Source organism: Rahnella sp. GSA61A, assembly GCF_019969905.1.
Lineage (GTDB): Bacteria > Pseudomonadota > Gammaproteobacteria > Enterobacterales > Enterobacteriaceae > Rahnella > Rahnella aceris.
Genome location: NZ_JAHXYO010000012.1, coordinates 14,768 through 38,208, shown reverse-complemented (window position 1 = coordinate 38,208; position 23,441 = coordinate 14,768). Strand labels below are relative to the sequence as shown.

The window sequence follows — 23,441 nt, the reverse complement described above, 5'->3', positions numbered from 1 at the left end:
CTCAGTCAGGCAGCGTCATGGGCAGAATCAAGAACTGGCGTGCGCAACATAGCGAGCCCCAGCGCTTTTTCTTCGGTGGCGTCGTCATGCAACAGTTCGCCGGAGATTGCGCCTTCGCGCATCACCACCACCCTGTCGGCCAGACCCAGCACTTCCGGTAAATCACTGGACGCAAACAGCACCGCAATGCCTTGTTTTGCCAGTGAATAAATCACATTATAAATTTCATGCTTGGCGCCAACGTCGATACCCCGCGTTGGTTCATCCAGCAAAATGACTTTCATTTCTTCCGACAACCAGCGGCCCAGAATGGCTTTTTGCTGATTACCCCCTGAAAGGTTCATGATCAGTTGCTGGTCGCTGGGGGTTTTGATATTCAGCGCATCGATATGTTTACGCGCATTTTTCGCTTCCCAGGCGTTGTTGATCAGGCACCCTGCTTTCACCGTTTTGCGACGGGCGCTGATGTTGATGTTGTCGCGCACCGAGTGCACAGGAATAATGCCGTCAGCTTTGCGGTCTTCCGGGCACAACATGATGCCCTGGCGGATCGCATCTGCCGGTTTACGAATATTCAGCGCTACACCGTCCAGCCGGACGGTACCGCCGGTAATACGCGTACCACCAAATAATCCTTTCATCAGCTCACTGCGCCCTGCACCCACCAGCCCGAACAGGCCGACGATTTCGCCCTGACGTACCGTCAGGCTGACCGGCGTTCTCACGCCCGGTGCTTTCACCTCATCCAGTTCAAGGCGAATTTTGCCGTGCGGACGTGGCGCGTAACCGTAAATGTCATCGAGATTACGGCCAACCATCGCCTGCACCAGCTTGCTGTTATCCACCTGCGTCATGTCGTCAAAGGTGCGAACGTAACGTCCGTCTTTGAAAACGGTGACGGCGTCACTTAATGCAAAGATCTCTTCCATACGATGTGAGACATATAAAATCACACGCCCTTCCGCCCGTAACTCACGGATAACACGGAACAATTGTTCAATTTCGCGTGCAGAAAGCGAACTGGTAGGTTCATCGAATGCAATAATTTTGGCATTCCGCGCCAGCGCCTTGGCAATTTCCACCATCTGCCACTGGCCGATGGAGAGATATTTCAGCGGTGTATCGGGGTCGATATCCAGCCCGAGATGTTCAAGCTGAAGTTTGGCTTCGTAACGCAGCAATTTACGGTTTACAAAACCGTGTTTGCTCGGCAACTGCCCGAGATAAATGTTCTCTGCTACCGTCATTTCCGGCACCAGATGGAGTTCCTGATAAATGATCGCCACACCGGCATCGAGCGCATCCGTGGTATGGCTGAACGCGACCGGCTGGCCTTTGATATGAATATTGCCCTGGGAAGGCTGATAGTTCCCGCTGAGGATCTTCAGCAGGGTGGATTTCCCCGCTCCGTTTTCGCCCATCAGCGCATGAATTTGTCCGGCGTAACAATTGAATGAAATACCGTCCAGCGCTTTCACGCCCGGAAAAGTTTTGCCAATGTCATGGAATTCCAGATACGGCCTGGCCGCATCAAACTCCGTCAGTGACGGTGTCAGCAAAGGCGTCTTATTATCGAAAGATTGCTGAGTCATAGTGGCTACCTGGAAGTTGAGTAAGTATGGATGCACGCCACTGCAAAGCAGAAAACAGTTCAAACTATTTAAAACTGTCGTCCGTTCTGCAGCAGCGTCTCTCCCCTTCATACTTCAAGTCGCAGATGCGTTGGCTACGCTTACTCACCCGAATCACTTACTTATGTAAGCTCATCGGGACTCGCTCACTTGCCGCCTTCCTGCAACTCGAATTATTTAGGGGTATTGCTTGTTTCAACCACATCTGAAGATCACATAAGACCTTTCTTCTTCAGCTCTTCTTTGAAGTTGTCGCGGGTAATCAGGACAACATCCGTCACTTCGGTAAATTTCGGTGGTTCAACGCCTTTGGTAACCCATTCATTCAGCATCTGGATACTTTTGTAACCGTGGATATCCGGGCTAGGTAACAGGGAACCGTAGAAGCCAGTCTGGGCGCTTTTTGACAACTCATTCACTGCATCCACACCGTTGATGCCGATGCCGATCACGTTAGCCGCTTTAAAGCCCTGACCTTCGGTTGCACGCACGCCACCCAATACGGTGTTGTCGTTCATGCCGATGATCAGCCAGTTTTTCACTTCAGGATGTTGCACCAGCAGGGAGTTACCGGCATCCAGTGCGCCCGGGATGTCGTTAGATTTAGTCGGGACTTTGTAGATTTGTTTTTCCGGGAAACCGGCAGCTTTCAGTGCCTCCATTGAACCGGAGGTGCGGCGGCGCGCCGTATCGAGTTCATCGGCAGTAATGGCCATCACGCCGGTATCAGCGACTTTCCAGCCACGTTTTTGCATTTCTTTGTACAGTTCCTGCCCCTGACGTTCGCCGATTTTGGTCGCGGCCATCATGACTAATGGCACTTCTTCCATTGGCTTGCCTTTGGCATTCACAAACTGGTCATCCACCTGGATCACTTTCATGTCATAGCTGCGCGCTTTCGCCATGATGGCAGGGCCGAGACGCGGATCCGGCGTACAGATGACAAAACCTTTCGCGCCGTTGGCCGCCAGGCTGTCGATTGCATTCAACGTTTTTTCACCATCCGGCACGGCGATTTTAATGACGTCGAAGTGGAGATCCTTACCGGCTTTATCTGCGAACCGCCATTCAGTCTGGAACCACGGCTCTTCCGGTTGTTTAACCAGGAAGCCCAGCTTCGGATTCTCGGCTGCCATAGCTGAATGTGACATAAGGGCAGCTAACCCGACCGCCGCTAATGCCTTAGTGAATTTATGCATGATGTTCTCCGACTTTTATTGTTGTTTTTCACAATCACAGTCTTAAATCTGGTGGTTTGCCGCAATCGTGAAAACGTTATCAGTAGCGTAAAGAAACAAAGTGAAAGTGCGGCGAAGTCCAGTTTATAGAGGATTTGCGTCACACTCTCTTGTAAGACGGGTTAAGTTTTAGCGGTAATTTTGCAGCGGAATGTAGAGCGCTATCACACGGCGGGAAAACAGCAGGTTTGTGCATAGATATAGCGATTTTAGCCAAACGCTAACATTTGACCAACCTCACAGAAACATCATTGGGAGCAGATTTGTGCATACTTCCAGCTAACGCCTCCTCACTCACTTTTTTGCATCCTCCTACTGTTAGAGCAATTCGATTCGCCGCCGTAATGACTACGGCAAACCTGAAGGAGTGAGAAAGAATGACGCAAGGTGCGATTGCTCTTGGTCTTGATTTTGGCAGCGATTCCGTCCGTGCCCTGGCTGTGGATTGTCAGACCGGTGCCGAGATGGAAACCGATGTGGTTTATTATCCGCGCTGGAATGAAGGTCGCTATTGTGATGCGGCAATAAATCAGTTCCGCCATCACCCGCTCGACTATATAGAGGCAATGGAACAGGCGATTAAAAACGTAGTGCAACGGCTGGGCAGCGAGCGGGCTGCGCGCGTGGTGGGTATCGGCGTCGATTCCACCGGCTCAACCCCGGCCCCTGTCGATGAGGAAGGCAACATTCTGGCGCTGAAAGCGGAATTTGCCGAAAACCCGAATGCCATGTTTGTGCTCTGGAAAGATCACACGGCAATAGAAGAAGCGGAAGAGATCAACCGTCTGTGTCGCAGCGGCGATTTCCCCGACTATTCCCGCTATATCGGCGGCGTTTATTCCTCAGAATGGTTCTGGGCGAAAATCCTGCACGTTTCCCGTGCTGATGCTGCGGTTAAACAAGCAGCCGCGTCATGGGTTGAATTGTGCGACTGGGTGCCCGCCCTGCTTTCCGGCACCACCGCGCCGGATAAAGTGGTGCGCGGACGTTGCAGCGCCGGACACAAAATGCTCTGGCATCCGTCATGGGGCGGCCTGCCACCAAAAGCGTTCTTTGCCGCCCTCGATCCGCTGCTGGTTGAACATCTGCCCTATCCGCTGTTTACCGACACCGTCACCGCCGAACAGGCTGTTGGCACACTGACACCTGAATGGGCAGAACGTCTTGGCTTACCCGCCAGTGTGGTGCTTTCGGGCGGCGCATTCGACTGCCATATGGGGGCAGTCGGCGCGGGCGCACAGCCTTATACGCTGGTCAAAGTGATCGGCACCTCTACCTGCGACATCCTGATCGCCGATAAAGAACGCGTAAACGACCGTGCTATCGCCGGGATCTGCGGACAGGTGGAAGGCAGCGTCGTGCCGGACATGATCGGGATGGAAGCCGGACAATCCGCTTTCGGCGACATGTACGCCTGGTTCAGCCGTCTGCTGAGCTGGCCGCTGATTCAGGCCGCCAAAGCCCATCCGGAAATGGCACCGCAACTGACCAGCCTGCAAAAAAATCTGCTGACCGATCTCACTGTGGCCTGGGCCGCTCATCCGAAACTGGATCATCTGCCGCTGGTGCTCGACTGGTTTAACGGCCGCCGTACACCGTTTGCCAACCAGCGCCTGAAAGGTGTCATTACCGATATCAATCTGGGCACAGAAGCACCTGAACTGTTCGGCGGCTTTATCGCAGCGACCGCTTTTGGCGCGCGCGCCATCATGGAATGTTTCGAACAGCAGGATATTCCGGTGGAAAACGTGCTGACGCTCGGGGGCATCGCGCGTAAATCGCCGGTCATCATGCAGGTTTGCGCCGATGTGATGAACCGTCCGTTGCAAATTGTCGCTTCCGATCAGTGCTGCGCCCTGGGTGCCGCGATTTTCGCCGCCGTCGCTGCCGGGGAGTTCAAAGATGTTCCTGCCGCACAGGAAAAAATGGCCTGCAGCATCGAACGTACGCTGACGCCGGATCCGCAGCGCGTCGCGCAATATCAGCGCCTGTACGAACGTTATCAGCAATGGTGTGCCACGACTGAACCGCTGTTTGCAGCGAAACCGGCGCATTAACCCGTATTTCATCTATCCGATATTCAGGAGTAATAAATGGACGCGTTTAAACATCTCGAAGTGTGGTTCGCCATTGGCAGTCAGCATCTGTACGGTCCGCAGGCATTACGTCAGGTAAAAGAGAACGCCGAGAAGGTGGTCAGTAGCCTGAACAGCGAAGCCGGTTTGCCGATAAAACTGGTGCTCAAACCGCTGGTGACCACGCCGGACGAAATCACCGCATTGTGCCGTGAAGCCAACTATGACAACGCCTGCGTGGGCATCATCACCTGGCTGCATACCTTCTCGCCGGCCAAAATGTGGATTGCCGGGCTGAGCATCCTGCATAAGCCGCTGATGCAGTTCCATACGCAATTCAATGCTGAAATCCCATGGGAAACCATGGACATGGACTTCATGAACCTGAACCAGACCGCGCACGGTGGCCGTGAATTCGGCTTCATCGGTGCCCGTATGCGTCAGCAACACACCGTGGTAGCCGGTCACTGGCAGGACGGTGAATCTCACCGCCGTATCGCCCAGTGGATGCGCGTTGCTGCCGCCAAAAACGAAAGCCAGCACCTGAAAGTGGCACGTTTTGGCGATAATATGCGTGAAGTTGCTGTCACCGAAGGCGATAAAGTTGCCGCTCAAATCCAGTTCGGCTACAGCATCAGTGCCTACGGAATTGGTGATTTGGTCAGCGTAATCAACGAAGTCAGCAAAGGCGACATCGATACGCTGGTGGAAGAATATGAAGCCACCTATCGCCTGACGGATGCGGTAAAAATTAACGGCGAACGTCGTGAAAACCTGCTGGATGCTGCCAAAATTGAACTTGGTATGACCCGTTTCCTCGAACAAGGTAAATTCGGGGCATTCACGACCAACTTTGAAGATCTGCACGGCATGAAACAACTGCCCGGGCTGGCAGTCCAGCGTCTGATGCAGAAAGGCTACGGCTTTGGTGGCGAAGGTGACTGGAAAACGTCTGCCCTGCTGCGCATCATGAAAGTCATGGCCAGCGGTCTGAAAGGCGGCACTTCTTTCATGGAGGATTACACCTACCACTTCAAACCAGGCAGTGATCTGGTTGTGGGCTCGCACATGCTGGAAGTGTGTCCGTCGATTGCCAAAGAAGAGAAGCCGCTGCTCGATGCGCAATATCTCGGCATAGGCGGTAAAGCGGATCCGGCGCGTCTGATTTTCTCCACACCGGCAGGTCCGGCGGTCAATGCCAGCGTCATCGACATGGGCGACCGCTTCCGTCTGCTGGTCAATCTGGTGGATACCATCGAACAGCCACACCCGCTGCCAAAACTGCCGGTTGCGCGCGCTATCTGGAAAGCCCAGCCATCACTAGCAACAGCGGCAGAAGCGTGGATCCTCGGCGGCGGCGCGCACCATACCGTGTTCTCTCAGGCACTGGATATTGACGCGCTGCGGTTGTATGCAGAATTTTCCGGGATTGAATTGCTGGTGATCGATAACGACACGACGTTGCCGGACTTCAAGAATCAGATCCGGTGGAATGAAGTTTATTACAAACTTTGCAGTCGCTGATTTGTTTGCTCCTCCCACTTCAAAGAGCAGTTTTTTCTTTGCTCCTCCCCCTGCGAAGGGGGAGGCCGGGAGGGGGTTTTAAAGCCAAACACGCTGTCAAAGTACACTTCAAGTCTTTGATTTTTCCTTAATACCCCACCCCAACCCTCCCCTTCGCAGGGGAGGGAGTCGCCCCAGCCAGTCTTCACATTTCTTAAGCATCCCCGACAAGAACGAACAGAAACTGTCATCCGTCCGTCACATTCCCCCTTTACCCTCACCTGCACTAATAAGTCCCAAAGAGGATAGTACCAACCATGATCATTCCAGCTACAGCCAGCGGGAATGCGCCTTCGCGCATGTCTTCTCCCCCCGCGATCTCTGTCCATCAGGTGTCCCATTTCTTTGGGAGCAACCCGGTACTCAATCACGTCAATTTATCCGTGCCGGAAGGCACGATCCTCGCCCTGCTTGGCCCTTCCGGCTGCGGAAAAAGTACTCTGCTGAAAATGCTGGCGGGATTACTCCATCCTGCGTCAGGACAAATCAGCTTTGATGGTGTCACTGTCGCCAGCGGGAAAATCAGTCTGCCACCGGAAAAACGCAATCTCGGCATGGCCTTTCAGGATTATGCCCTGTGGCCGCACATGACCGTGCGCCAGAACGTCGCGTTTCCGTTGCAGATGCGCGGCATCCGCGGTGCGATACAGCAGGAGAAAGTGATGGCGGCGCTGGAGCGCGTCGGACTGGCGGATTTTGTCTCCCGCCGCCCTGCCGAACTTTCCGGCGGTCAGCAACAGCGTGTGGCCCTCGCCCGCGCCATTGTGGCTGAGCCACGCATTTTGCTGTTCGACGAGCCGCTGTCGAATCTTGACCGCGACCTGCGGGAAAGCCTGTGCGAGGAAATGGCAACATTGTTGCGCCAGCTCGGCACCACGGCGGTGTATGTCACCCACGATCAGCACGAGGCTCACGCACTCGCTCACCGCATTGCGCGCATGGACAAAGGCGCGATCGCCAGCATTGACCAGATTGACCCTTCCGTTGTTTCACCTTTTGTTGCTTAACCTTTGATGGAATGAAAATGATGACCCGCACACACAACAAAACCTCCAAAACGTTTTCCCGTACCAAAACAGGCGTAATGACAGCAATGACTCTTTCTCTCGCAATGGCGGCAGGCAACGCTCAGGCACTGACGCTCTACACCGCCGGGCCGGGCTCGCTGGCAAAAAAACTGGCGGCAGGCTATGAAAAACAAACCGGCGTAAAAGTCGATGTGTTCCAGGCAACAACCGGCAAAGTGATGGCTCGCCTGGAAGCCGAACAGGCCAACCCGCGGGCCGATATACTTATCTCAGCATCCTGGGATACCGCAACCGATCTCGAACAACGTGGCTGGTTGCTTGAATACCAAAGCCCCAATGCGGCACAGGTTCCCGCGCAGTTTAAAACCCCCTATTACGTCGCTCAGGGTATTTCCGCACTGGGCATCGTCTGGAACACAAAAAGTGGGACGACCGAGCCTAAAGACTGGGGCGATTTAGCCAAACCGGAATTCAAAGACAAAGTGACCACGCCGGATCCGTCTCTCTCCGGGGCGTCTCTGGATTTGCTGATCGGTCTACAAAATGCCCACGCGCAACAGGCCTGGAAACTGTTTGAGGATCTGAAAGCCAACGGCATGATTATCGCCGGACCCAACGCACAGGCGCTGACGCCGGTCTTACAGGGCGCGAAAGCTGCGGTATTTGGCGCGGTTGATTATGTGTCTTACGCCAGTATGCAGGACGGTGAATCGGTCAAAGTGATTTTCCCGAGCAGCGGAACGGTTATCGCCCCGCGCCCGATGATGATCCTCAAATCCAGCCAGCAGCCCAAAGAAGCCAAAGCCTTTATCGATTACGCGCTGTCGCCTGAAGGCCAGAAACTGGTCGCCGATGCCTGGCTGATGCCGGCCCGTACGGATATCGACGCCAAACGCCCGCTGTTTAAATCGCTGAAATTATTACCGGAAGCATCACAGGCTTCCGCATCACGTAAAGACGTTCTCGACCGCTTCGCGAAACTGTTCGGACAGCAATAATCCCTTCCCGGGCTGTTTGAAAAAGCAGCCCGCTTCTGAGATTTAATCAATGAATAGAAATGCTTTCCTGCCGGGCATGACGGGCATTGCGCTGTTACTGCTGGTCGCGGTGCCGGTCAGTTTTGTGATTTTACAGGCGGTCTTTCCGCATCTGGATGCCGGCAGTTATTCGGCACCGTTCAGTGCATTTTATCGTGTTTTCCAAGAACCTCAGTTACGTGAACTGTTCGCGACAACATTAAAAGTCGGTCTGGGCGTGGCGATATGCAGCGGCCTGATTGGCATTCCATTAGGTGCCTTGCGCGGCCTGTTCGTGCTACCCGCCGCCGCGCTGTGGGACATCCTGTTTCTGGTGCCCTTCCTTTTACCGCCGTATATTGCCGCGCTGTCATGGATGATGGCGTTACAGACCCACGGTTATGTCCAGCAACTGCTGCCGTGGCTGCATCTGAATGATTTTTTGTTTTCGCTGCCGGGCATGGTGATGGTGATGACGCTGAATGTGTTTCCGGTCGTGTATTTCGCGGTATCGCGCAGCATGGCCGCCAGCGGCAGTCGTCTGGCAGATGTTGCGCGTATTCATGGTGCGGGTCCGTGGCGGGCATTTTTGCGCATCACTTTACCCATGGCGTTACCGGCAATGGCCTCCAGTTTGTTACTGGCGTTTACGCTGTCGATTGAAGAATACGGCGTGCCCGGCGCGCTGGGTTCGCGCAGCGGCATTCTGATGCTCACCACCGGCATCGAACAGCGCCTTGCCGACTGGCCGATCGACCTGCCCGGCGCGGCAGTGCTGTCGCTGATGCTGGTAGCAATTGCGCTTTGTGCGTACAGCGTTCAGCGTGCAGTGCTGGCGGGCAAGAATGTGGAAAGCGTGACCGGCAAACCGGCGGACGTGAAACAAAAAACGCCGGGAGTCTGGACAATTCCGGTGCTGATGTTGTTTACAGCGGTGGCAGTGATTGCCGTCGCACTGCCGATTGTCTCCACGCTGGCCACGGCGTTTTCCCGCACGTTGTCCGGCGGGCTGTCGTGGCAGAATCTGACCTTCCGCCACTTCAGTAATCTGTTTGCCGCGCACGGCGACGCGCTGAGTGCGCTGTCGACCAGCCTCAGTCTGGCGCTGGGTACCGCGCTGATCGCCGGGGCGACCGGCTTTCTTGCCTCGTGGCTGGTAGTGGCACGAAAAATTCGCGGTGCGGCGGTTATCGACGGTTTATCGCTGTTACCGGCAGCATTGCCGGGGATTGTGGTGGGTGTCGGTCTGATTCTGGCCTGGAACCGCAGTTTCTGGCCGGTGACGCCGTACAACACCTGGGGAATTCTGCTGCTGGCTTACTGCTGCCTGTTGCTGCCTTATCCGGTGCGTTATGTCAGCGCCGCGTTGAAGCAGATTGGCGGCAATCTGGACGCCGCCGCACGGGTGCACGGTGCCACGGCGGCGCAGACATTGCGTCTGATCCTGCTGCCGCTGGTATTTCCGAGCCTGCTGGCATCAATGATGATGGTTTTTGCCGTGGCGTCACGGGAACTGGTGACGTCCCTGCTGCTTTCACCGGCGGGCGTACAGACCGTATCGGTGTATGTCTGGCGTCAGTTTGAACAGGGTTCGGTGGGCGACGGGATGGCGATGGCGTCGGTTGCAGTGCTGCTGAGCCTGACGCTGATGTTGATTGCGGTCAGGCTGCAACAACGGCCCCCGGCTTAGCTTTCCCGCTGCGGTTCAGCGTGCGGGCGGTCACCGGAGGGGATCAGCAAACCGGCGGCGACTGCCAGTAGCGAAATCACTGCAGACACCACAAATACCCAGTGCAGCGACGCCGCCACGCTGTCGGTCAGAGCACCCAGTTGCTGGCTATCCATTGCGCTGCGGGTGGCTTTCTCCATCAACAGCTGTACCGGATCGTTTACCTGCGGCAGACGATATTGCAGATTCAGATTCAACGTTGCGCCAAGCACCGCGGTGCCAATGGCGGAACCCAGCATACGGGTAAAGAGTGTTGAGGCCGTCGCGATGCCGCGGATAGCCGGTTCAACGCTGTTTTGCACCGAGACAATAAAGGTGGTATTACACAACCCCATGCCCGCGCCAATCGAAAATGCCGCCAGACGCGCCATCCACAAACCGGACGATGGCGAAAGCAGCAACAGCGCCAGACTTCCGCCGACCAGCAATAATCCGCCAATGACCGCCGTTGCACGGTATGAAGTCGCCTGCATCAGACGGCTGCTGAACATGCTCGCCAGCGGCCAGCCAATCGACATCAGCGCCAGCGTGGTGCCCGCCTGTAACGGCGTTCCGCCGAGTACGCCCTGCACATAGGTTGGCAAAAATGCGCTGATACCCATCATGGTGGCGCCAATGATCAACCCGCCAACATTTCCGGCAATAATCACTTTGCTTTGCCACAGCGCCAGCGGGAACAAAGGCTCCGGCGTTTTACGCTCCTGGCGGATAAGCAGCCATGCGCTGCAAACGGCTAATGCCATCAGTGCCAACGCCCAGTAACCCAGCACTTCAGCCTGCAACAGCGCCAGGAGTAAGGCCGCGACAGAAAGGGTCAGATAACCGGTACCGGCCAGATCCAGCTTATGTGGTTTACGCTGTCCGTCCGGCGGCAGGTATTTCACCAGAATGATCATCGCCACCAGGCCGACAGGCACGTTCACCCAAAACACCACCGCCCACGGGAAATGGGAAACAATAAACGCTCCCATCAGCGGGCCGACAATCGCCGAAACGCCCCATACGCTGGACAAATATCCCTGCGCTTTTGCCCTTTCCTGCGGGCCGTACACATTGGCAATCAGCGTGGTGGCTATCGGCGTGATTGCCCCTGCACCCAGTCCCTGCAGGGCACGAAAGCCGATCATCCAGCCAAGCGAAGGGGCGAATCCGCACAGAACAGAGCCGATCAGAAACAGCGTGGTACCGATGAAAAACATTTTCCGGCAACCATACAAATCCGCCAGCCGCCCGTAGATGGGTACGCTGATCGCCTGCGTCAGCAGATAGACGGCGAACACCCAACCGAGCAGCGAGAACCCACCCAGATCGCCAATAATGGTTGGCATCGCCGTCGCGACAATGGTCACTTCTACGGCGGCCATAAACATCGACAACATGCAGGCGGCAAGGATTAGAGGTCGGTGAGAAGATTTAACAGCAGACTTTACTTCAGGATGATTGACGGCCATGTTCTTTGTTTTCTTTAGCATTGTTTTGATGAGTGCACGCAGGCAGATACCAAATTATAGACAAAAAAGAGGCGCCGGGTTTGCACACAGCGCCTGTTAAGGACAGTTTAATTATGACAACATCAGTTATAAGTGTTGACTAAAAAAAGATGATTTATTGAGAAAGCGATTATGCGTCCTCTGGCCTGAATAAATGGATGGGTAAAGTGAGGCGTACGGGGGCTAATAAGTTGGAAAAAGCCAATGACCGGGAGGGAGCAAAATGTCCACTACCATTAGTCCAGCGCGTCAGTCGCCCGGCACTAAATACGAGCTCACCAGCGAAATAAACTCCGCGTTCCCTTTCTATTATCACTCCCCCCTTTTTATGTTCACAGATACCCGTAAGAGAAGTATGTCCATGGACATTTTGATAATCTGCCTTGCCGCAAATAACAGCCCCCGGAGCATCATCCATGATAGCAAACACCCAGCCACCTCCATTTGGTACAAGGGTGCGTTGAGGATCCATTATATTAACAAGTTTATAATTTCCCGCCGCCTGACGGATAACTTCATAAACATATAACGGATTAGCGGGTTCCTGATCGACACATTTAGGGTCGATCACTTTCATCATTTTGCGTTTAAGCAACATGCTGTTCAATTTTGAATATTGCTGTTTTTCAGGCACTTAATTCCATCCATGATAAATTTTAAAAAACCGTCAGCCTCATACTTTAATCACCATTTCCAGGTTAAAGCTGGACAGGTCGATAAACTTCGCCATATCGCGGCTTTCCGCACGAGGTAAATACGGAATTTCACCGAGCAGCGGTGCGGAAATATTGACGCTGAGCGCATCAATCGTTTCCTGGTAGTGAGCCAGACAGGGATTAATGCGGTTCGCCACCCAACCAAGCAGTGGTAAACCATCCGCAATAATCGCCTGCGCGGTTAATAACGCATGGCTGACACAACCTTCCTGAATACCTACCACTAATACTACCGGCATATTTTGCTGGCGGACCCAGTCCGAATATAAAAGATGCGGTGTGATCAATGTTCTCCAGCCGTCGCACCCTTCCACTACAACGGAGTCAGCCTCCTTACGCATGAAATTAAGACCGTTAGTCATTATTTCAAAAACATTTTCAGGGACCTGGCTGGCATAAATATCTTCATCAGCTAATGCCAGCGGAGTTATTTTATTAAAAGGATAAGAAATTGAAGATGACTGCTGGAGCGTTACCGCATCTTTATTTCGAACCCCGTCGGCCAGCTCCTGGCTGCCTGTTGCAATAGGTTTATAGCCTAAAACGCAGCGATCCTGCGCGGCTAAAGCCTGAAGCAAGGCACGTGTGACAATGGTTTTACCTACACGGGCATCCGTACCCGTGACGAAAAAGTGCGTTAACATGGAATTCAGGCTCCGGGATCTCTCCGTCTTATTGAAAGATAGTCTCCGGTAAGAACACACCGCCAGAGACAAAGTCACGACAGAAAGTCTAGGCGATGCGGGATGAGAGCGGTTTGCGTTAGCGCAATGTTTTGTTGACTGTCCATGCAGTTAATGCCGAGGGCTTATATTTTTTTATTTACGAACACAGGTTAATGATATATCCCAATTAATGGAAATTACGACAGGGCGGCAAGGAAGAAAGTCCCGATGCGCTGACGAAGATCAAGGATTCGGGCGAACAAATGCAGCCAATGCAGAAGTAACTTCAATTTTGCAGGATATTAGCCTTGCAGTAATTTAATTAACAGGGATCCGCTATATAACGCATCTTTCACTAACGCCGCGCCGGGCATCGTTCCCTGATTATAGAATTGTGTCGATTCAAGTTTGATATTTTCGCTATAGGCGGGAAGCGATTGCTGCTGAATACAGGACATTATCGCGGGATGGAGAATATCCTGAGATAAATTCAGCGGTGAGCCGATCAGCACTTTCTCCGGATTAAACAGATTGACCATGATCGCCAGAATGCGTCCAACGCTTTGTCCGACGCTGATGATCACATCACGCGCTAGCTGATCGCCACGGTTTGCTGCATCACACACGGCCTCGATAGTCAGCGACACACCATGCAGTAAGCTGGCCGGAACCGGGACCTTTAACCGCTGACGAACCAGATCAAGAATGCTGTCAGTGCTGGCGACAGTTTCAAGGCAACCGTGATTGCCGCAATAACAGCGCTTGCCGTAAGGATCGACCTGCGTATGGCCGATTTCCGCCACACTGCTGCTGCCCGCGTGCAACACGCGCCCGCCCGTGATCACCCCGGCTCCGACGTTGTGATCAATCACCACCTGTACCACATTTTTACAGCCCCGGGAGGCACCGTATAGCAACTCGGCCAGCGTCCAGGCACCGATATCGTGCTGCACATACACCGGCAAACCGGTGTGCTCAGACAGCGTGTCGCCCAGCGGCATATCAAACACGTCATGATAAAACGGCATGCGGTGCACAATGCCACGCCGTGCGTCGATCATGCCCGGTAAGGTAATGGCGATGGCGGTGAGACGTTCGAGTTTGCGCTGATGACGGATAAAAAACTGATCGATTTCCGAAATAATACGTTTAAGCAGAGGTTGCGACGCCTGTTCCGGCAGCGGGAGGACTTCTTCTACCACCAGTTTACTGCTGAGATCACGCAGACCCAGGGTAATGGAACCGAGGCTGATACGTGCTGAAAGATAATGCCAGGCCTGCGTATCGAGCGCTAAACCAATGGCCGGACGCCCGCGGCTACCGGGATCCTGAAATTCAGTTTCCAGCACCAGATGCGCCTGGATTAACTCACGAACTATCTTGGTGATACTGGCAGGAGCCAGTTGTGCTTTTTTTGACAATTCAATGCGCGAAATAGGACCAAACTGATCTATCAGGCGGTACACAGCACCGACATTGGTTTGTTTTATCTGATCTATATGTCCTGGTTGCCCGTCGGGGATCACTCAAGGAACTCCTGTTATTTTCGCGCTTCAAAATAAAGATTAGGGCTATGTTGGAGTTTTTGTTATATGTCGTCAACTATTTGATTCGTTATGTGATTTGGTGCACAAATTGCGCGAAAACACGCTCAGAATTGACTGGAAATACAGCATCTTCTGACTTCGCCTCCTTATTCTTCGTGTAACAACAAATCCATAAATGCCCGGGCTGCGGCAGTCGCAGGACGCCGTGCGTGATTCACCAGCCAAAGCTCTGTCGTGCCCTGCAGTGTGCCAAATCGCAAATACCTCACCCCTTCAACCTGAATACGCAGATAAGAAGCGGGCAAAATTGACACCCCGAGACCGGCCGCGACCAGGCCGATAATGGTCAGCGGTTCGCCGACTTCCTGAGTGATATACGGCGTGATCCCCTGCACTTTGAGCTGGCCGAGTATATCGTCGTAAAGCGACGTGCCGACATCTTTGGAGAAAAACACAAAAGGCTGATCGGCAAGGTGCTGAAAAGTCAGTTCACCCTCTTTAAGCTCATTCAGCGGATGGTCTTTGTGCACCACAGCAATCAGCGGCTCGGACAGCACAAGATGGTGTTCCAGCTCCTCCGGTAACTCGCCATTACGCATAATGCCCAGATCCAGTTTTCCCTCCAGTAACGGTTCGATCTGCTGTTTGCTGTTGAGCTGCTCAATGCGAATATTGACATCCGGATAGGTCAGACGAAAACGGTGCAAGGTGCGGGAAACACGACGTAAAAACGGTGCCGAAGAGGTCAGCCCGAGGGTCAGATTGCCAGACTCGCCGCGATGAATGCGTGCCGCCTGAGCGGACGCCTCACCGACACGCTGCAAAATCTGCCGGGCTTCCGGCAGAAACGCCTGTCCCGCCTGCGTCAGCCGCACGCTGCGGTTGTTGCGGTAAAACAGCGCGGCGCCGAGATGGGTTTCCAGCGCCTGAATTTGCTGGCTCAGCGGCGGCTGGGACATGTGCAGACGTTCCGCTGCCCGGCCAAAATGCAGTTCCTCGGCAACAGCGATGAAATAACGTAAATGACGCAGTTCGATGTGGTTCATGATGTGGATTAATTCGCCCGATTGATACTTTAAACATATCGTTTTTGACTGATTAATATATTAGACAATAAACCTCGCAGCGTTAAAATTCTTATACATTTTAAAATTAAGTTTTACAGCCCCCGTATTAAGGACTTCCAGTGAAAACCTCCCGGCGGATTTCCGCTGCACCAGCCAGTGATTCAGTTAACGACGACGAGTTAAATCCTGAAACCCCCGTCGCCCGCTCCGGACTTAAAACTCCTTTTATCAAACGTGGTACGCCGCAATTTATCCGCGTCACCCTTGCGCTGTTTTCAGCGGGTCTGGCGACGTTTGCCCTGCTGTATTGCGTCCAGCCAATTCTGCCGGTGTTGTCGCATGATTTCGGCGTTTCACCGGCCACCAGCAGCCTGTCGTTGTCGTTGTCCACCGGTTTAATGGCGATTGGCCTGCTGTTCACCGGGCCAGTTTCTGATGCCGTCGGGCGTAAATCAGTAATGGTGGTGGCGTTATTTCTCGCTGCGGGCTGCACGCTGGTCTGTTCCTTTATGCAAAGCTGGGATGGCATTCTCATCATGCGTGCGCTGATCGGCCTGTCGCTGAGCGGCGTGGCGGCAGTCGCCATGACTTATCTCAGTGAGGAAATCCACCCGAGCGTGGTCGCTTTCTCGATGGGCTTATACATCAGCGGAAATTCTATCGGCGGCATGAGCGGACGTTTAGTCAGCGGCGTGCTGACGGATTTCTTCTCCTGGCGTATCGCCGTTGCCGTCGTTGGTTTCTTCGCTTTCGCGGCGGCAATTATGTTCTGGCGCATTCTGCCGCCGTCAAAACATTTCCGGGCAAGCTCGCTGAAACCACGCAAGCTGCTGATTAACTTCAAGCTGCACTGGCGCGACAGCGGCTTGCCGCTACTTTTCGCCGAAGGTTTCCTGCTGATGGGGAGTTTCGTGACCATGTTTAACTACATCGGTTACCGTCTGCTTTCATCGCCCTACAATCTGAGCCAGGCGATTGTCGGCATTATCTCTGTGGTCTATCTGATGGGCACCTACAGCTCGCCGAAAGCCGGTGCGCTGACCGGTGTTTATGGCCGCGGCCCGGTGCTGATCGGCGCAACAGCGCTCATGCTGCTGGGGATTTTGATCACCGCCTTCTCGCCGGTCTGGCTGATTTTCATCGGTATGATCCTGGTTACCGGCGGGTTCTTCGCCGCCCACTCCGTCGCCAGCGGCTGGATCGGGCGTCGTGCACGCCGCGCAAAAGGACAGGCTTCCTCGTTATACCTTTTCAGTTATTACGCAGGGTCGAGCGTCGCCGGGACATCAGGCGGATTCTTCTGGCACTCATTTGGCTGGTACGGGATTACCGGGTTTATCAGTTTGATGCTGATTGCCGGTGTCGGTGTCGGCTTTAAGCTGATGAGCTTATCTGAGGCGAAAGCGGTTTAACTGGTTTGCTCCTCACCCTTCGCAGGGGGAGGAGCAAACCCAAAATCTACTCCCCTAATTTCCCCATCCGCCGCTGGCTATCTCCCTCAAACAACTGCATTCGTGCAGTATCAATCTGTACCCACACGCGATCCCCTGGCGCGGCACCCGATCTCACCATGCTGTAAACACTCAGGCTTTCACGGCCAAATTTACCGTGGATCAGTTCGCTCAGACCGGTCGGTTCAATCAGCGTGATGTCCAGCGGCACGGCGCCCGGCGCACCCTCTTCGCACAGCACAATGGCTTCAGGGCGGACGCCATAAATCACCTCTGAACCACTTTGCAGATTCATGATTGAAGGATCCACCGGCAGCGTTAATTCCGGCGTAATCCGTAACTGCGGTGCAGAATCACCCAGTTCCAGTGTGCCGTTGATGAAATTCATTGAAGGCGACCCGATAAAGCTGGCAACGAATTTATTGGCCGGTGTGTCGTACAGTTCCAGCGGCGTGCCGACCTGCTGGATCAGGCCATGATTAAGCACCACGATACGGTCGGCGAGCGTCATGGCTTCGACCTGATCGTGCGTCACATAAACAATGGTGTTTTTCATTCTCTGATGCAGGCTTTTGATTTCAATCCTCATCTGCCCGCGTAACTGCGCATCCAGGTTGGAAAGCGGTTCATCGAACAAAAACACCTGCGGTTCGCGCACGATTGCCCTGCCCATTGCCACCCGCTGACGCTGCCCGCCGGAAAGCTCTTTCGGGCGGCGATGCAGCAGCGCAGTCAGCCCGAGGATATCGGCAGCTTTATTTACCGCAGCCTCAATCTCCGCTTTCGGGCGTTTTTGCACTTCGAGGCTGAAGCCCATGTTGCGCGCCACGGTCATGTGCGGATACAACGCATAACTCTGGAATACCATTGAAATGTCACGGTCTTTCGGCGCCACCTGATTCATCAGACGCGAACCAATATGAATGTCCCCCGCCGTCGCCAGTTCCAGCCCGGCGATGGTGCGCAGCAGGGTCGATTTACCGCAACCGGACGGCCCGACCAGCACCACAAACTCGCCGTCTTTAATGGTCAGGTTGATATGTCGCAACACTTCGACATTTTCGTAACGTTTTTGAAGATCGGAAATCGTAATCTGAGCCATAAAATTATCCTTTAACCGCACCCGCAGTCAGCCCCTGAACCAGGTAACGCTGAATGAACGCAAAGAACAGACAGGCAGGAATGAGCGCCAGCACGGCCGCCGCCATCATGTCGCCCCATGAAACCGCGAATTTCGACACAAAACTGAGTAAGCCAACCGGGAACGTCATCACCTCGTTTTTGTTGATGAGCATCAGCGAGAACAACAATTCGCTCCACGCGGCGGTAAACACGAAACCTAACGTTGCCGCCATGCCCGGTAACGTCAGCGGGATGATGACTTTGCGCAGCGCCATAAAGCGGCTGCACCCTTCCAGCATCGCGGACTCTTCCAGATCCTTCGGAATGCTGTCGAAAAACGACTGCATCAGGAACGTGGCAAAAGGGACGTTAAAGGCGGTGTAAATCAGCACCAGCCCCAGCAGGCTGTTGGTCAGGCCGAGCGGTGCCATTACTTTGTAAATTGGCGCGAGGATCATCACCAGCGGGAACATCTGCGTAAACAGCAGCAGCGCGGCCATCACCGTTTTGCCGCGAAAACTGAAACGGGAAAACGCAAAGCCGGCACCGGCAGCAATGATCGTGGTCAGAAATGCCGTGCCGAATGACACAATCAGACTGTTGAAGAAATACAGTGGAAACTGGCTTTCCGTAAACACCCGCTGAAAATGTGTCAGCGTCATCTCACCCGGCCACATCCGCACGCCTTCGCTGTAGAGCAGTTTGTCCGGTGTGATTGAGATTTTGATCAGCCAGTAAATCGGGAACAGCGCGAACACCAGGTAAAACAAAATCCCCAGCCGGTGTCCGCCCTTGCGCAGCCACGCGTTGAATGACAATGCGTTCATATGAGCCTCCTTATTTCAGCAACTGATGGCGGATGCGCAGTAAAACCAGCGCGTAAAGCGTCATCAGCACCAGCAGGAACACCGCCATCGCCGACGCATAACCAAAGTCGAGTTTGCGGTACGCAGTGGTGAAGATGAAACTCGACAGAATCGAGGTGGAATTCGCAGGGCCGCCGTCAGTCATCACCACAATCAGGTCGGCGAAATTCGCAATCCAGATGGTGCGCAGCATCACCGTGATGGCAATCATCGGTGCCAGAAACGGCAGTGTAACTTTGCGAAACTGCTGCCAGCCGGTCGCCCCGTCCATTGCCGCCGCTTCGTACAAATCTTTCGGAATCGACTGCAACGCCGCCAGCAACGTTATGGCGAAAAACGGAATGCCGAACCAGACGTTGGCCACCACCGGGCCGTACAGCGCCAGTTGCGGATCAGACAGAATATTGTACGGCTCGGAAATGATATGCAGATCAGCCAGCCAGTAAGGCAGTACGCCAATCACCGGATTGAGCAACCACGCCCAGGTCAGGCCGGAGAGAAACGCCGGAACCGCCCACGGCAGAAACACCAGCGCCTGCACCCAGCGGCGGCCGGGAAACTCACGGTTGAGCAATAAGGCTAACCCCAGCCCCAGCGCGAACTGCAACACCAGTGAAGTCAGTGTCCAGTTGAAGGTATGGCGCAGCGCAGCATAGAAATGCCGGTCATCAAACATGGTGCGGAAGTTATCCAGCCCGACCCAGCCGGTATCGAAAGGGTTAAGCAACTGGATGTTCTGAAAAGCATAGGAAATGCCGATGGCCATCGGAACAAAGATAAACAGGCCGATCAGCACCAGCGTCGGGCTGAGATAAACCCAGGGTTCCAGCAGCGCCCGCAAACGCGGGAAGCGCGGCACGGCAGCGGTGTCTGGCGGTGAAACTTCCAACATCATGACGCGTCTCCGTTGAGAAGAATATCGAACTCCGGCAGCAGATTCGCGCCGGAGTTATCCGGTTTACTTTTGCGCAGCCAGCCAGGCTTTCTGTTCTTTGGTCAGGTATTTCGCCCAGTCTTTCACCATGCTTTCGGTGTCGTTCTGGCCGAGCAGCGTTTCCTGCGAACTGTCTTTCACAATCACCGAGTTGAAATAGCCCCAGCCTTTGAGGTGCGTTGGCATAGTCAGCGGGATGTAATCCGGGCTGTTCAGCTCGGCAAACCAGCCTGCAAACTGAGGCGCGTGGTAATACGCATCCTGCTCTGCGCCCTTATAAATCGGTAAGGTGCCGACAAATTTCGACCAGGTGAGGTTGTTTTCTTTGTTACTGAGGAAGGAAATCAGATCCCAGCTTTGATCCTGATGTTTGCCCTGTTTGAACATCGACCAGCCGGTATAACCGATGGTCGGATAGGCTTTGCCGTTCGGCCCGAGCGGCATTGGCGCGACCGAGAAATCGTCAGGATTCATGCTGTTTTTGATGGCGATCAGCGCGTCCGGATCCTGATCGAGCATTGCGCATTTACCGGAATAGAATCCGGAGACGATTTCGTTAAAGCCCCAGTTGACGCTGTCTTTTGGCGCATAACCCTTCTGGTACATATCCACCAGGAATTGCGCACCTTTAATCGCACCAGGTTTGGTCAGCGTGCTGTTGCCCTCTTTGTCGAAGAAGTCCGGCGAGCCGTTCATCGCCGCCATAAACATCATCCAGGCATTCGTGCCGCCGACGCCGCCGCGCATGCAATAACCGCTGATGCCGTTACCCAGCGCGCTGATTTTCTTCGCATCCGCCATAAACTCGTCCATGGTTTTCGGCGCCTCGGTCAGACCCGCCTGCTGGAAGAGTTTTTTGTTCCAGAACATCGCCCGCAGATAAAAACCGTACGGGATCATGGTGGCGGTGCCGCCGGAAGAACGCGCCATGGTCAGTGTTTTGTCAGTCAGATCCGGCGTGCCCGACCAGCCTTTCAGCCGCGGTTCGAGATCAGCCAGCATGCCGTTACTGGCATACAGCCCTTGCCAGGTGTCCGGCATTTCCACCACATCCGGGTATTGTCCGCTCTGGATCATGGTGCCAAGCTTTTCAAACGCCTGTCCCCACGGCAGCGACACCACGTCGATCTCGACATCAGGGTGCTGCGTTTTGTAAGCGGTTAACATTTTTTGCAGCATTTCAGTACGCGCAGGGCTGGTGATCACTTCCACCAGCGTCAGTTTGGTGGCGGCAAAACTGGCGCAGGAAAACAGGCTGACGCTGAGCGCCAGCAGGCTGAGCACATGACGTTTCGGGTGTCGCATAATCTTGATTCTCCACGGTGAAAAAAGTCGGAACACAGGAACGGTCTTTGAACAAAGGCCTCAGGAACAGGCGCTTTCGATGGCGTTTTTCAGGTCACGCCATAAATCTTCGGTCTCTTCCAGCCCGATAGAAATGCGGATCACGCGGGGCGACACACCGAAATCTATTGCCGAGTTGAATTCGCCCGCCTGATTCAGCACAGAAATGGCTGGCATCACCAGACTTTCGAAACCGCCCCAACTGACCCCCATACGGAACAGATTCAGCGCGTTACAGAACGTCGGAATATCGATGCCTTCGCTCAGCTCAAAGGAGAACAGACCGCTGTAGCCGGTCAGCGTGGAAGTCGGCAACGGGTCAAGTCCCGGATGATTCACCTGCGTGATGCGCGAATAGCCCTGCAACCGGCGCGCCAGTTCCAGCGCACTTTCGTGATGCTGGCGCATACGCAGCGGCAGCGTGCGCAGGCCGCGCAGCAGCAGCCAGGCTTCATTGGCAGAAAGTTTGCCGCCTAAAAACGGGCTGATATAACGACTGATGGCGCTGATGCGTTCCTGGCTGGAAATCACCAGCCCGGCGACCACGTCGCTGTGCCCGCTGATGTATTTCGACGCGGAATGAATGACCAGATCGATGCCCGCAGCCAGTGGCTTCTGGAAAATCGGCGACGCCCAGCTATTGTCGATCATCGTTATTACGCCGTATTTTTTCGCCAGTTCCGCGATGGCCCGCAGATTTTGTTCGCCCATCACCCAACTGTTCGGGCTTTCGAGATACAGCAGTTTCGCGCCCTGCATCGCCTCTTCCAGCGCGGGCAGTGAACCGCCATCGACAAACTGTGATTCAATCTGAAAACGGGTGCAGAAACCGCGCAGGAAACGGTAGGTGTCCGGGTAGACGTGATTCACGCACACCACTTTATCGCCGGGACCGGCCACGCTGAGAATGGCGTTACTGATCGCCGCCATGCCGCTGCCGAACGCCAGACAAGCTTCGCCGCCTTCGAGTTGCGCCACTTTTTTCTGCAATTCGACGACGGTCGGGTTATCAACGCGGGAATACAAAGCATGGTCGCTGTCGCCGCGAAAACGGGCAATCATGCTGTCATAATCAGTGAAACTGAATAACGAAGACTGATAGATGGGCGGCGAAATCGCTCCGCGATCGTGGCGGGCGTCGTGCACTAAACGGGTGTTTTCCCCTAACTCAACAGGCTGGCTCTTATCATCTTGCTGCATTGATCACTTCCTTCATGTCACGTTCAGTTATGTTCAGAATGTCGTTGCTTAGCCTGCGCGCGTTTTCCGGTTCACGGCGCGCAATGGCTTCAAATAACATGCGATGCAGCGGAAAAGAGTCGCTGAACAGCGCCTGCTCAGGCGGCGATTCAAAAAAGGCATGCAGCAGGTCATAAATGCCGCCGACCATTTGCAGCAGCAGCGGATTGTGCGCCGCGCTGTAGATTGCCGCGTGAAACTGCCAGTCTTCTGCCCCGGCGGAACCGACGCTCAGATGGACTTTTTCCATCACATCCAGCTTCTGTTCGATAAACAGCAAATCGCTTTCCGTCGCACGTACCGCCGCCAGCGCGGAAGCCTCGCATTCAATGATCCGGCGCACTTCCAGTGCATGAAGCATGGTGGCTGAGTCATTCTTAAAGCGCAGGGACAGAAAGCTGTCGTTGGCGGTAATTTCAGACTGCAAAAACGTGCCGCTGCCTTTTTTGCGCACGATAATCCCCAGCGCTTCCCAGCGTTTCAGCGCCTCGCGTACGGTGTTACGGCTCACCGCCAGCCCTTCGGCCAGCACGCGCTCGGGCGGCAATTTCTCGCCGATACGGGTGCCGGACTGCGCCACATAGCGGGTCAGTGCATCGAGCACCAGCGTGTCGCTTTGTTGTGGCGCAATCGGATGCAATAAATTTATTTCGCCGTTCATTGGCTTCTCCGCACTTTGGCTTGTGCAAACATCGGCCCTAATTGGCCCAACAACTCAAC

Annotated in this window: 19 protein-coding genes; 6 read left to right on the top strand and 13 right to left on the bottom strand. The window is 54.3% G+C overall.

Annotation, left to right across the window (positions count from 1 at the left end):
• Positions 1-5: 5 nt before the first annotated feature.
• Both araG and LC431_RS15845 read right to left on the bottom strand, forming a co-directional pair.
• Positions 6-1,592, bottom strand: a complete 1,587-nt coding sequence (araG, locus tag LC431_RS15850) for an L-arabinose ABC transporter ATP-binding protein AraG (protein WP_223510073.1) — start codon at positions 1,590-1,592, stop codon at positions 6-8.
• Between the two features lie 251 nt (positions 1,593-1,843).
• The gene (locus LC431_RS15845; protein ID WP_013575452.1) at positions 1,844-2,830 is read right to left on the bottom strand and encodes an arabinose ABC transporter substrate-binding protein; all 987 of its coding nucleotides are present in this window, start codon (positions 2,828-2,830) and stop codon (positions 1,844-1,846) included.
• A 416-nt stretch (positions 2,831-3,246) separates the two neighbouring features.
• Between LC431_RS15845 and LC431_RS15840 the strand changes: the two genes are divergently transcribed.
• The 5 genes from LC431_RS15840 (at position 3,247) to LC431_RS15820 (ending at position 10,241) form a co-directional block, all read left to right on the top strand.
• Positions 3,247-4,926 carry a ribulokinase gene (locus LC431_RS15840; protein WP_013575451.1) on the top strand — a complete coding sequence of 560 codons (1,680 nt, stop codon included), beginning with the start codon at positions 3,247-3,249 and terminating at the stop codon, positions 4,924-4,926.
• Between the two features lie 36 nt (positions 4,927-4,962).
• A complete protein-coding gene (gene araA, locus LC431_RS15835; protein ID WP_013575450.1) occupies positions 4,963-6,468 on the top strand; it encodes an L-arabinose isomerase in 1,506 nt (501 codons plus the stop codon).
• Positions 6,469-6,764: 296 nt separating this feature from the next.
• Entirely contained in the window at positions 6,765-7,514 is a 750-nt protein-coding gene (locus tag LC431_RS15830) for an ABC transporter ATP-binding protein (RefSeq protein WP_112152228.1), read from the top strand.
• A gap of 77 nt (positions 7,515-7,591) precedes the next feature.
• Entirely contained in the window at positions 7,592-8,533 is a 942-nt protein-coding gene (locus LC431_RS15825) for an ABC transporter substrate-binding protein (RefSeq protein ID WP_173362096.1), read from the top strand.
• A 49-nt stretch (positions 8,534-8,582) separates the two neighbouring features.
• Entirely contained in the window at positions 8,583-10,241 is a 1,659-nt protein-coding gene (locus tag LC431_RS15820; RefSeq protein WP_153375409.1) for an iron ABC transporter permease, read from the top strand.
• Here LC431_RS15820 and LC431_RS15815 read toward each other — a convergent pair.
• The 5 genes from LC431_RS15815 to LC431_RS15795 form a co-directional block, all read right to left on the bottom strand.
• Complete coding sequence (locus LC431_RS15815) at positions 10,238-11,731, bottom strand: MDR family MFS transporter (RefSeq protein WP_013575446.1); 1,494 nt, start codon at positions 11,729-11,731, stop codon at positions 10,238-10,240. The two genes, LC431_RS15820 and LC431_RS15815, sit on opposite strands and share 4 nt — an antisense overlap.
• A 169-nt stretch (positions 11,732-11,900) precedes the next feature.
• Positions 11,901-12,404, bottom strand: coding sequence for a hypothetical protein (locus LC431_RS15810; protein ID WP_041673134.1), 504 nt, complete (start codon positions 12,402-12,404; stop codon positions 11,901-11,903).
• A 39-nt stretch (positions 12,405-12,443) separates the two neighbouring features.
• A complete protein-coding gene (gene bioD / locus LC431_RS15805) occupies positions 12,444-13,130 on the bottom strand; it encodes a dethiobiotin synthase (protein WP_013575444.1) in 687 nt (228 codons plus the stop codon).
• 323 nt (positions 13,131-13,453) lie between these two features.
• The gene (locus LC431_RS15800) at positions 13,454-14,677 is read right to left on the bottom strand and encodes an ROK family transcriptional regulator (protein ID WP_223510072.1); all 1,224 of its coding nucleotides are present in this window, start codon (positions 14,675-14,677) and stop codon (positions 13,454-13,456) included.
• Between the two features lie 167 nt (positions 14,678-14,844).
• Positions 14,845-15,744 carry a LysR family transcriptional regulator gene (locus tag LC431_RS15795; protein ID WP_223510071.1) on the bottom strand — a complete coding sequence of 300 codons (900 nt, stop codon included), beginning with the start codon at positions 15,742-15,744 and terminating at the stop codon, positions 14,845-14,847.
• Positions 15,745-15,884: 140 nt separating this feature from the next.
• On the opposite strand from LC431_RS15795, the gene LC431_RS15790 reads away from it, so the two are divergent.
• A complete protein-coding gene (locus tag LC431_RS15790; RefSeq protein ID WP_013575441.1) occupies positions 15,885-17,177 on the top strand; it encodes an MFS transporter in 1,293 nt (430 codons plus the stop codon).
• 46 nt (positions 17,178-17,223) lie between these two features.
• Here LC431_RS15790 and LC431_RS15785 read toward each other — a convergent pair whose 3' ends face one another.
• The 6 genes from LC431_RS15785 to LC431_RS15760 form a co-directional block, all read right to left on the bottom strand.
• A complete protein-coding gene (locus LC431_RS15785) occupies positions 17,224-18,318 on the bottom strand; it encodes an ABC transporter ATP-binding protein (protein WP_013575440.1) in 1,095 nt (364 codons plus the stop codon).
• Between the two features lie 4 nt (positions 18,319-18,322).
• Complete coding sequence (locus tag LC431_RS15780; RefSeq protein ID WP_013575439.1) at positions 18,323-19,165, bottom strand: carbohydrate ABC transporter permease; 843 nt, start codon at positions 19,163-19,165, stop codon at positions 18,323-18,325.
• A 10-nt stretch (positions 19,166-19,175) separates the two neighbouring features.
• Positions 19,176-20,099, bottom strand: coding sequence for a carbohydrate ABC transporter permease (locus tag LC431_RS15775; RefSeq protein ID WP_013575438.1), 924 nt, complete (start codon positions 20,097-20,099; stop codon positions 19,176-19,178).
• Positions 20,100-20,162: 63 nt separating this feature from the next.
• A complete protein-coding gene (locus LC431_RS15770; RefSeq protein WP_013575437.1) occupies positions 20,163-21,443 on the bottom strand; it encodes a sugar ABC transporter substrate-binding protein in 1,281 nt (426 codons plus the stop codon).
• A gap of 60 nt (positions 21,444-21,503) precedes the next feature.
• Positions 21,504-22,682 (bottom strand): aminotransferase class I/II-fold pyridoxal phosphate-dependent enzyme, encoded by a 1,179-nt coding sequence (locus LC431_RS15765; RefSeq protein ID WP_013575436.1) that lies wholly within the window; start codon positions 22,680-22,682, stop codon positions 21,504-21,506.
• Positions 22,669-23,382, bottom strand: coding sequence for a FadR/GntR family transcriptional regulator (locus tag LC431_RS15760; RefSeq protein ID WP_223510070.1), 714 nt, complete (start codon positions 23,380-23,382; stop codon positions 22,669-22,671). Before LC431_RS15760 ends, LC431_RS15765 begins: the two co-directional genes overlap by 14 nt.
• Positions 23,383-23,441 lie beyond the last annotated feature (59 nt).

Excerpts from the sequence above, each read along its gene's own strand:
- LC431_RS15830 (WP_112152228.1), top strand. The coding sequence starts at position 6,765 with ATGATCATTCCAGCTACAGCCAGCGGGAATGCGCCTTCGCGCATGTCT.
- araG (WP_223510073.1), bottom strand. The coding sequence starts at position 1,592 with ATGACTCAGCAATCTTTCGATAATAAGACGCCTTTGCTGACACCGTCA.
- LC431_RS15820 (WP_153375409.1), top strand. The coding sequence starts at position 8,583 with ATGAATAGAAATGCTTTCCTGCCGGGCATGACGGGCATTGCGCTGTTA.
- LC431_RS15765 (WP_013575436.1), bottom strand. The coding sequence starts at position 22,682 with ATGCAGCAAGATGATAAGAGCCAGCCTGTTGAGTTAGGGGAAAACACC.
- araA (WP_013575450.1), top strand. The coding sequence starts at position 4,963 with ATGGACGCGTTTAAACATCTCGAAGTGTGGTTCGCCATTGGCAGTCAG.
- LC431_RS15840 (WP_013575451.1), top strand. The coding sequence starts at position 3,247 with ATGACGCAAGGTGCGATTGCTCTTGGTCTTGATTTTGGCAGCGATTCC.
- LC431_RS15760 (WP_223510070.1), bottom strand. The coding sequence starts at position 23,382 with ATGAACGGCGAAATAAATTTATTGCATCCGATTGCGCCACAACAAAGC.
- bioD (WP_013575444.1), bottom strand. The coding sequence starts at position 13,130 with ATGTTAACGCACTTTTTCGTCACGGGTACGGATGCCCGTGTAGGTAAA.
- LC431_RS15770 (WP_013575437.1), bottom strand. The coding sequence starts at position 21,443 with ATGCGACACCCGAAACGTCATGTGCTCAGCCTGCTGGCGCTCAGCGTC.
- LC431_RS15795 (WP_223510071.1), bottom strand. The coding sequence starts at position 15,744 with ATGAACCACATCGAACTGCGTCATTTACGTTATTTCATCGCTGTTGCC.
- LC431_RS15825 (WP_173362096.1), top strand. The coding sequence starts at position 7,592 with ATGACAGCAATGACTCTTTCTCTCGCAATGGCGGCAGGCAACGCTCAG.
- LC431_RS15815 (WP_013575446.1), bottom strand. The coding sequence starts at position 11,731 with ATGGCCGTCAATCATCCTGAAGTAAAGTCTGCTGTTAAATCTTCTCAC.
- LC431_RS15845 (WP_013575452.1), bottom strand. The coding sequence starts at position 2,830 with ATGCATAAATTCACTAAGGCATTAGCGGCGGTCGGGTTAGCTGCCCTT.
- LC431_RS15785 (WP_013575440.1), bottom strand. The coding sequence starts at position 18,318 with ATGGCTCAGATTACGATTTCCGATCTTCAAAAACGTTACGAAAATGTC.
- LC431_RS15780 (WP_013575439.1), bottom strand. The coding sequence starts at position 19,165 with ATGAACGCATTGTCATTCAACGCGTGGCTGCGCAAGGGCGGACACCGG.
- LC431_RS15775 (WP_013575438.1), bottom strand. The coding sequence starts at position 20,099 with ATGATGTTGGAAGTTTCACCGCCAGACACCGCTGCCGTGCCGCGCTTC.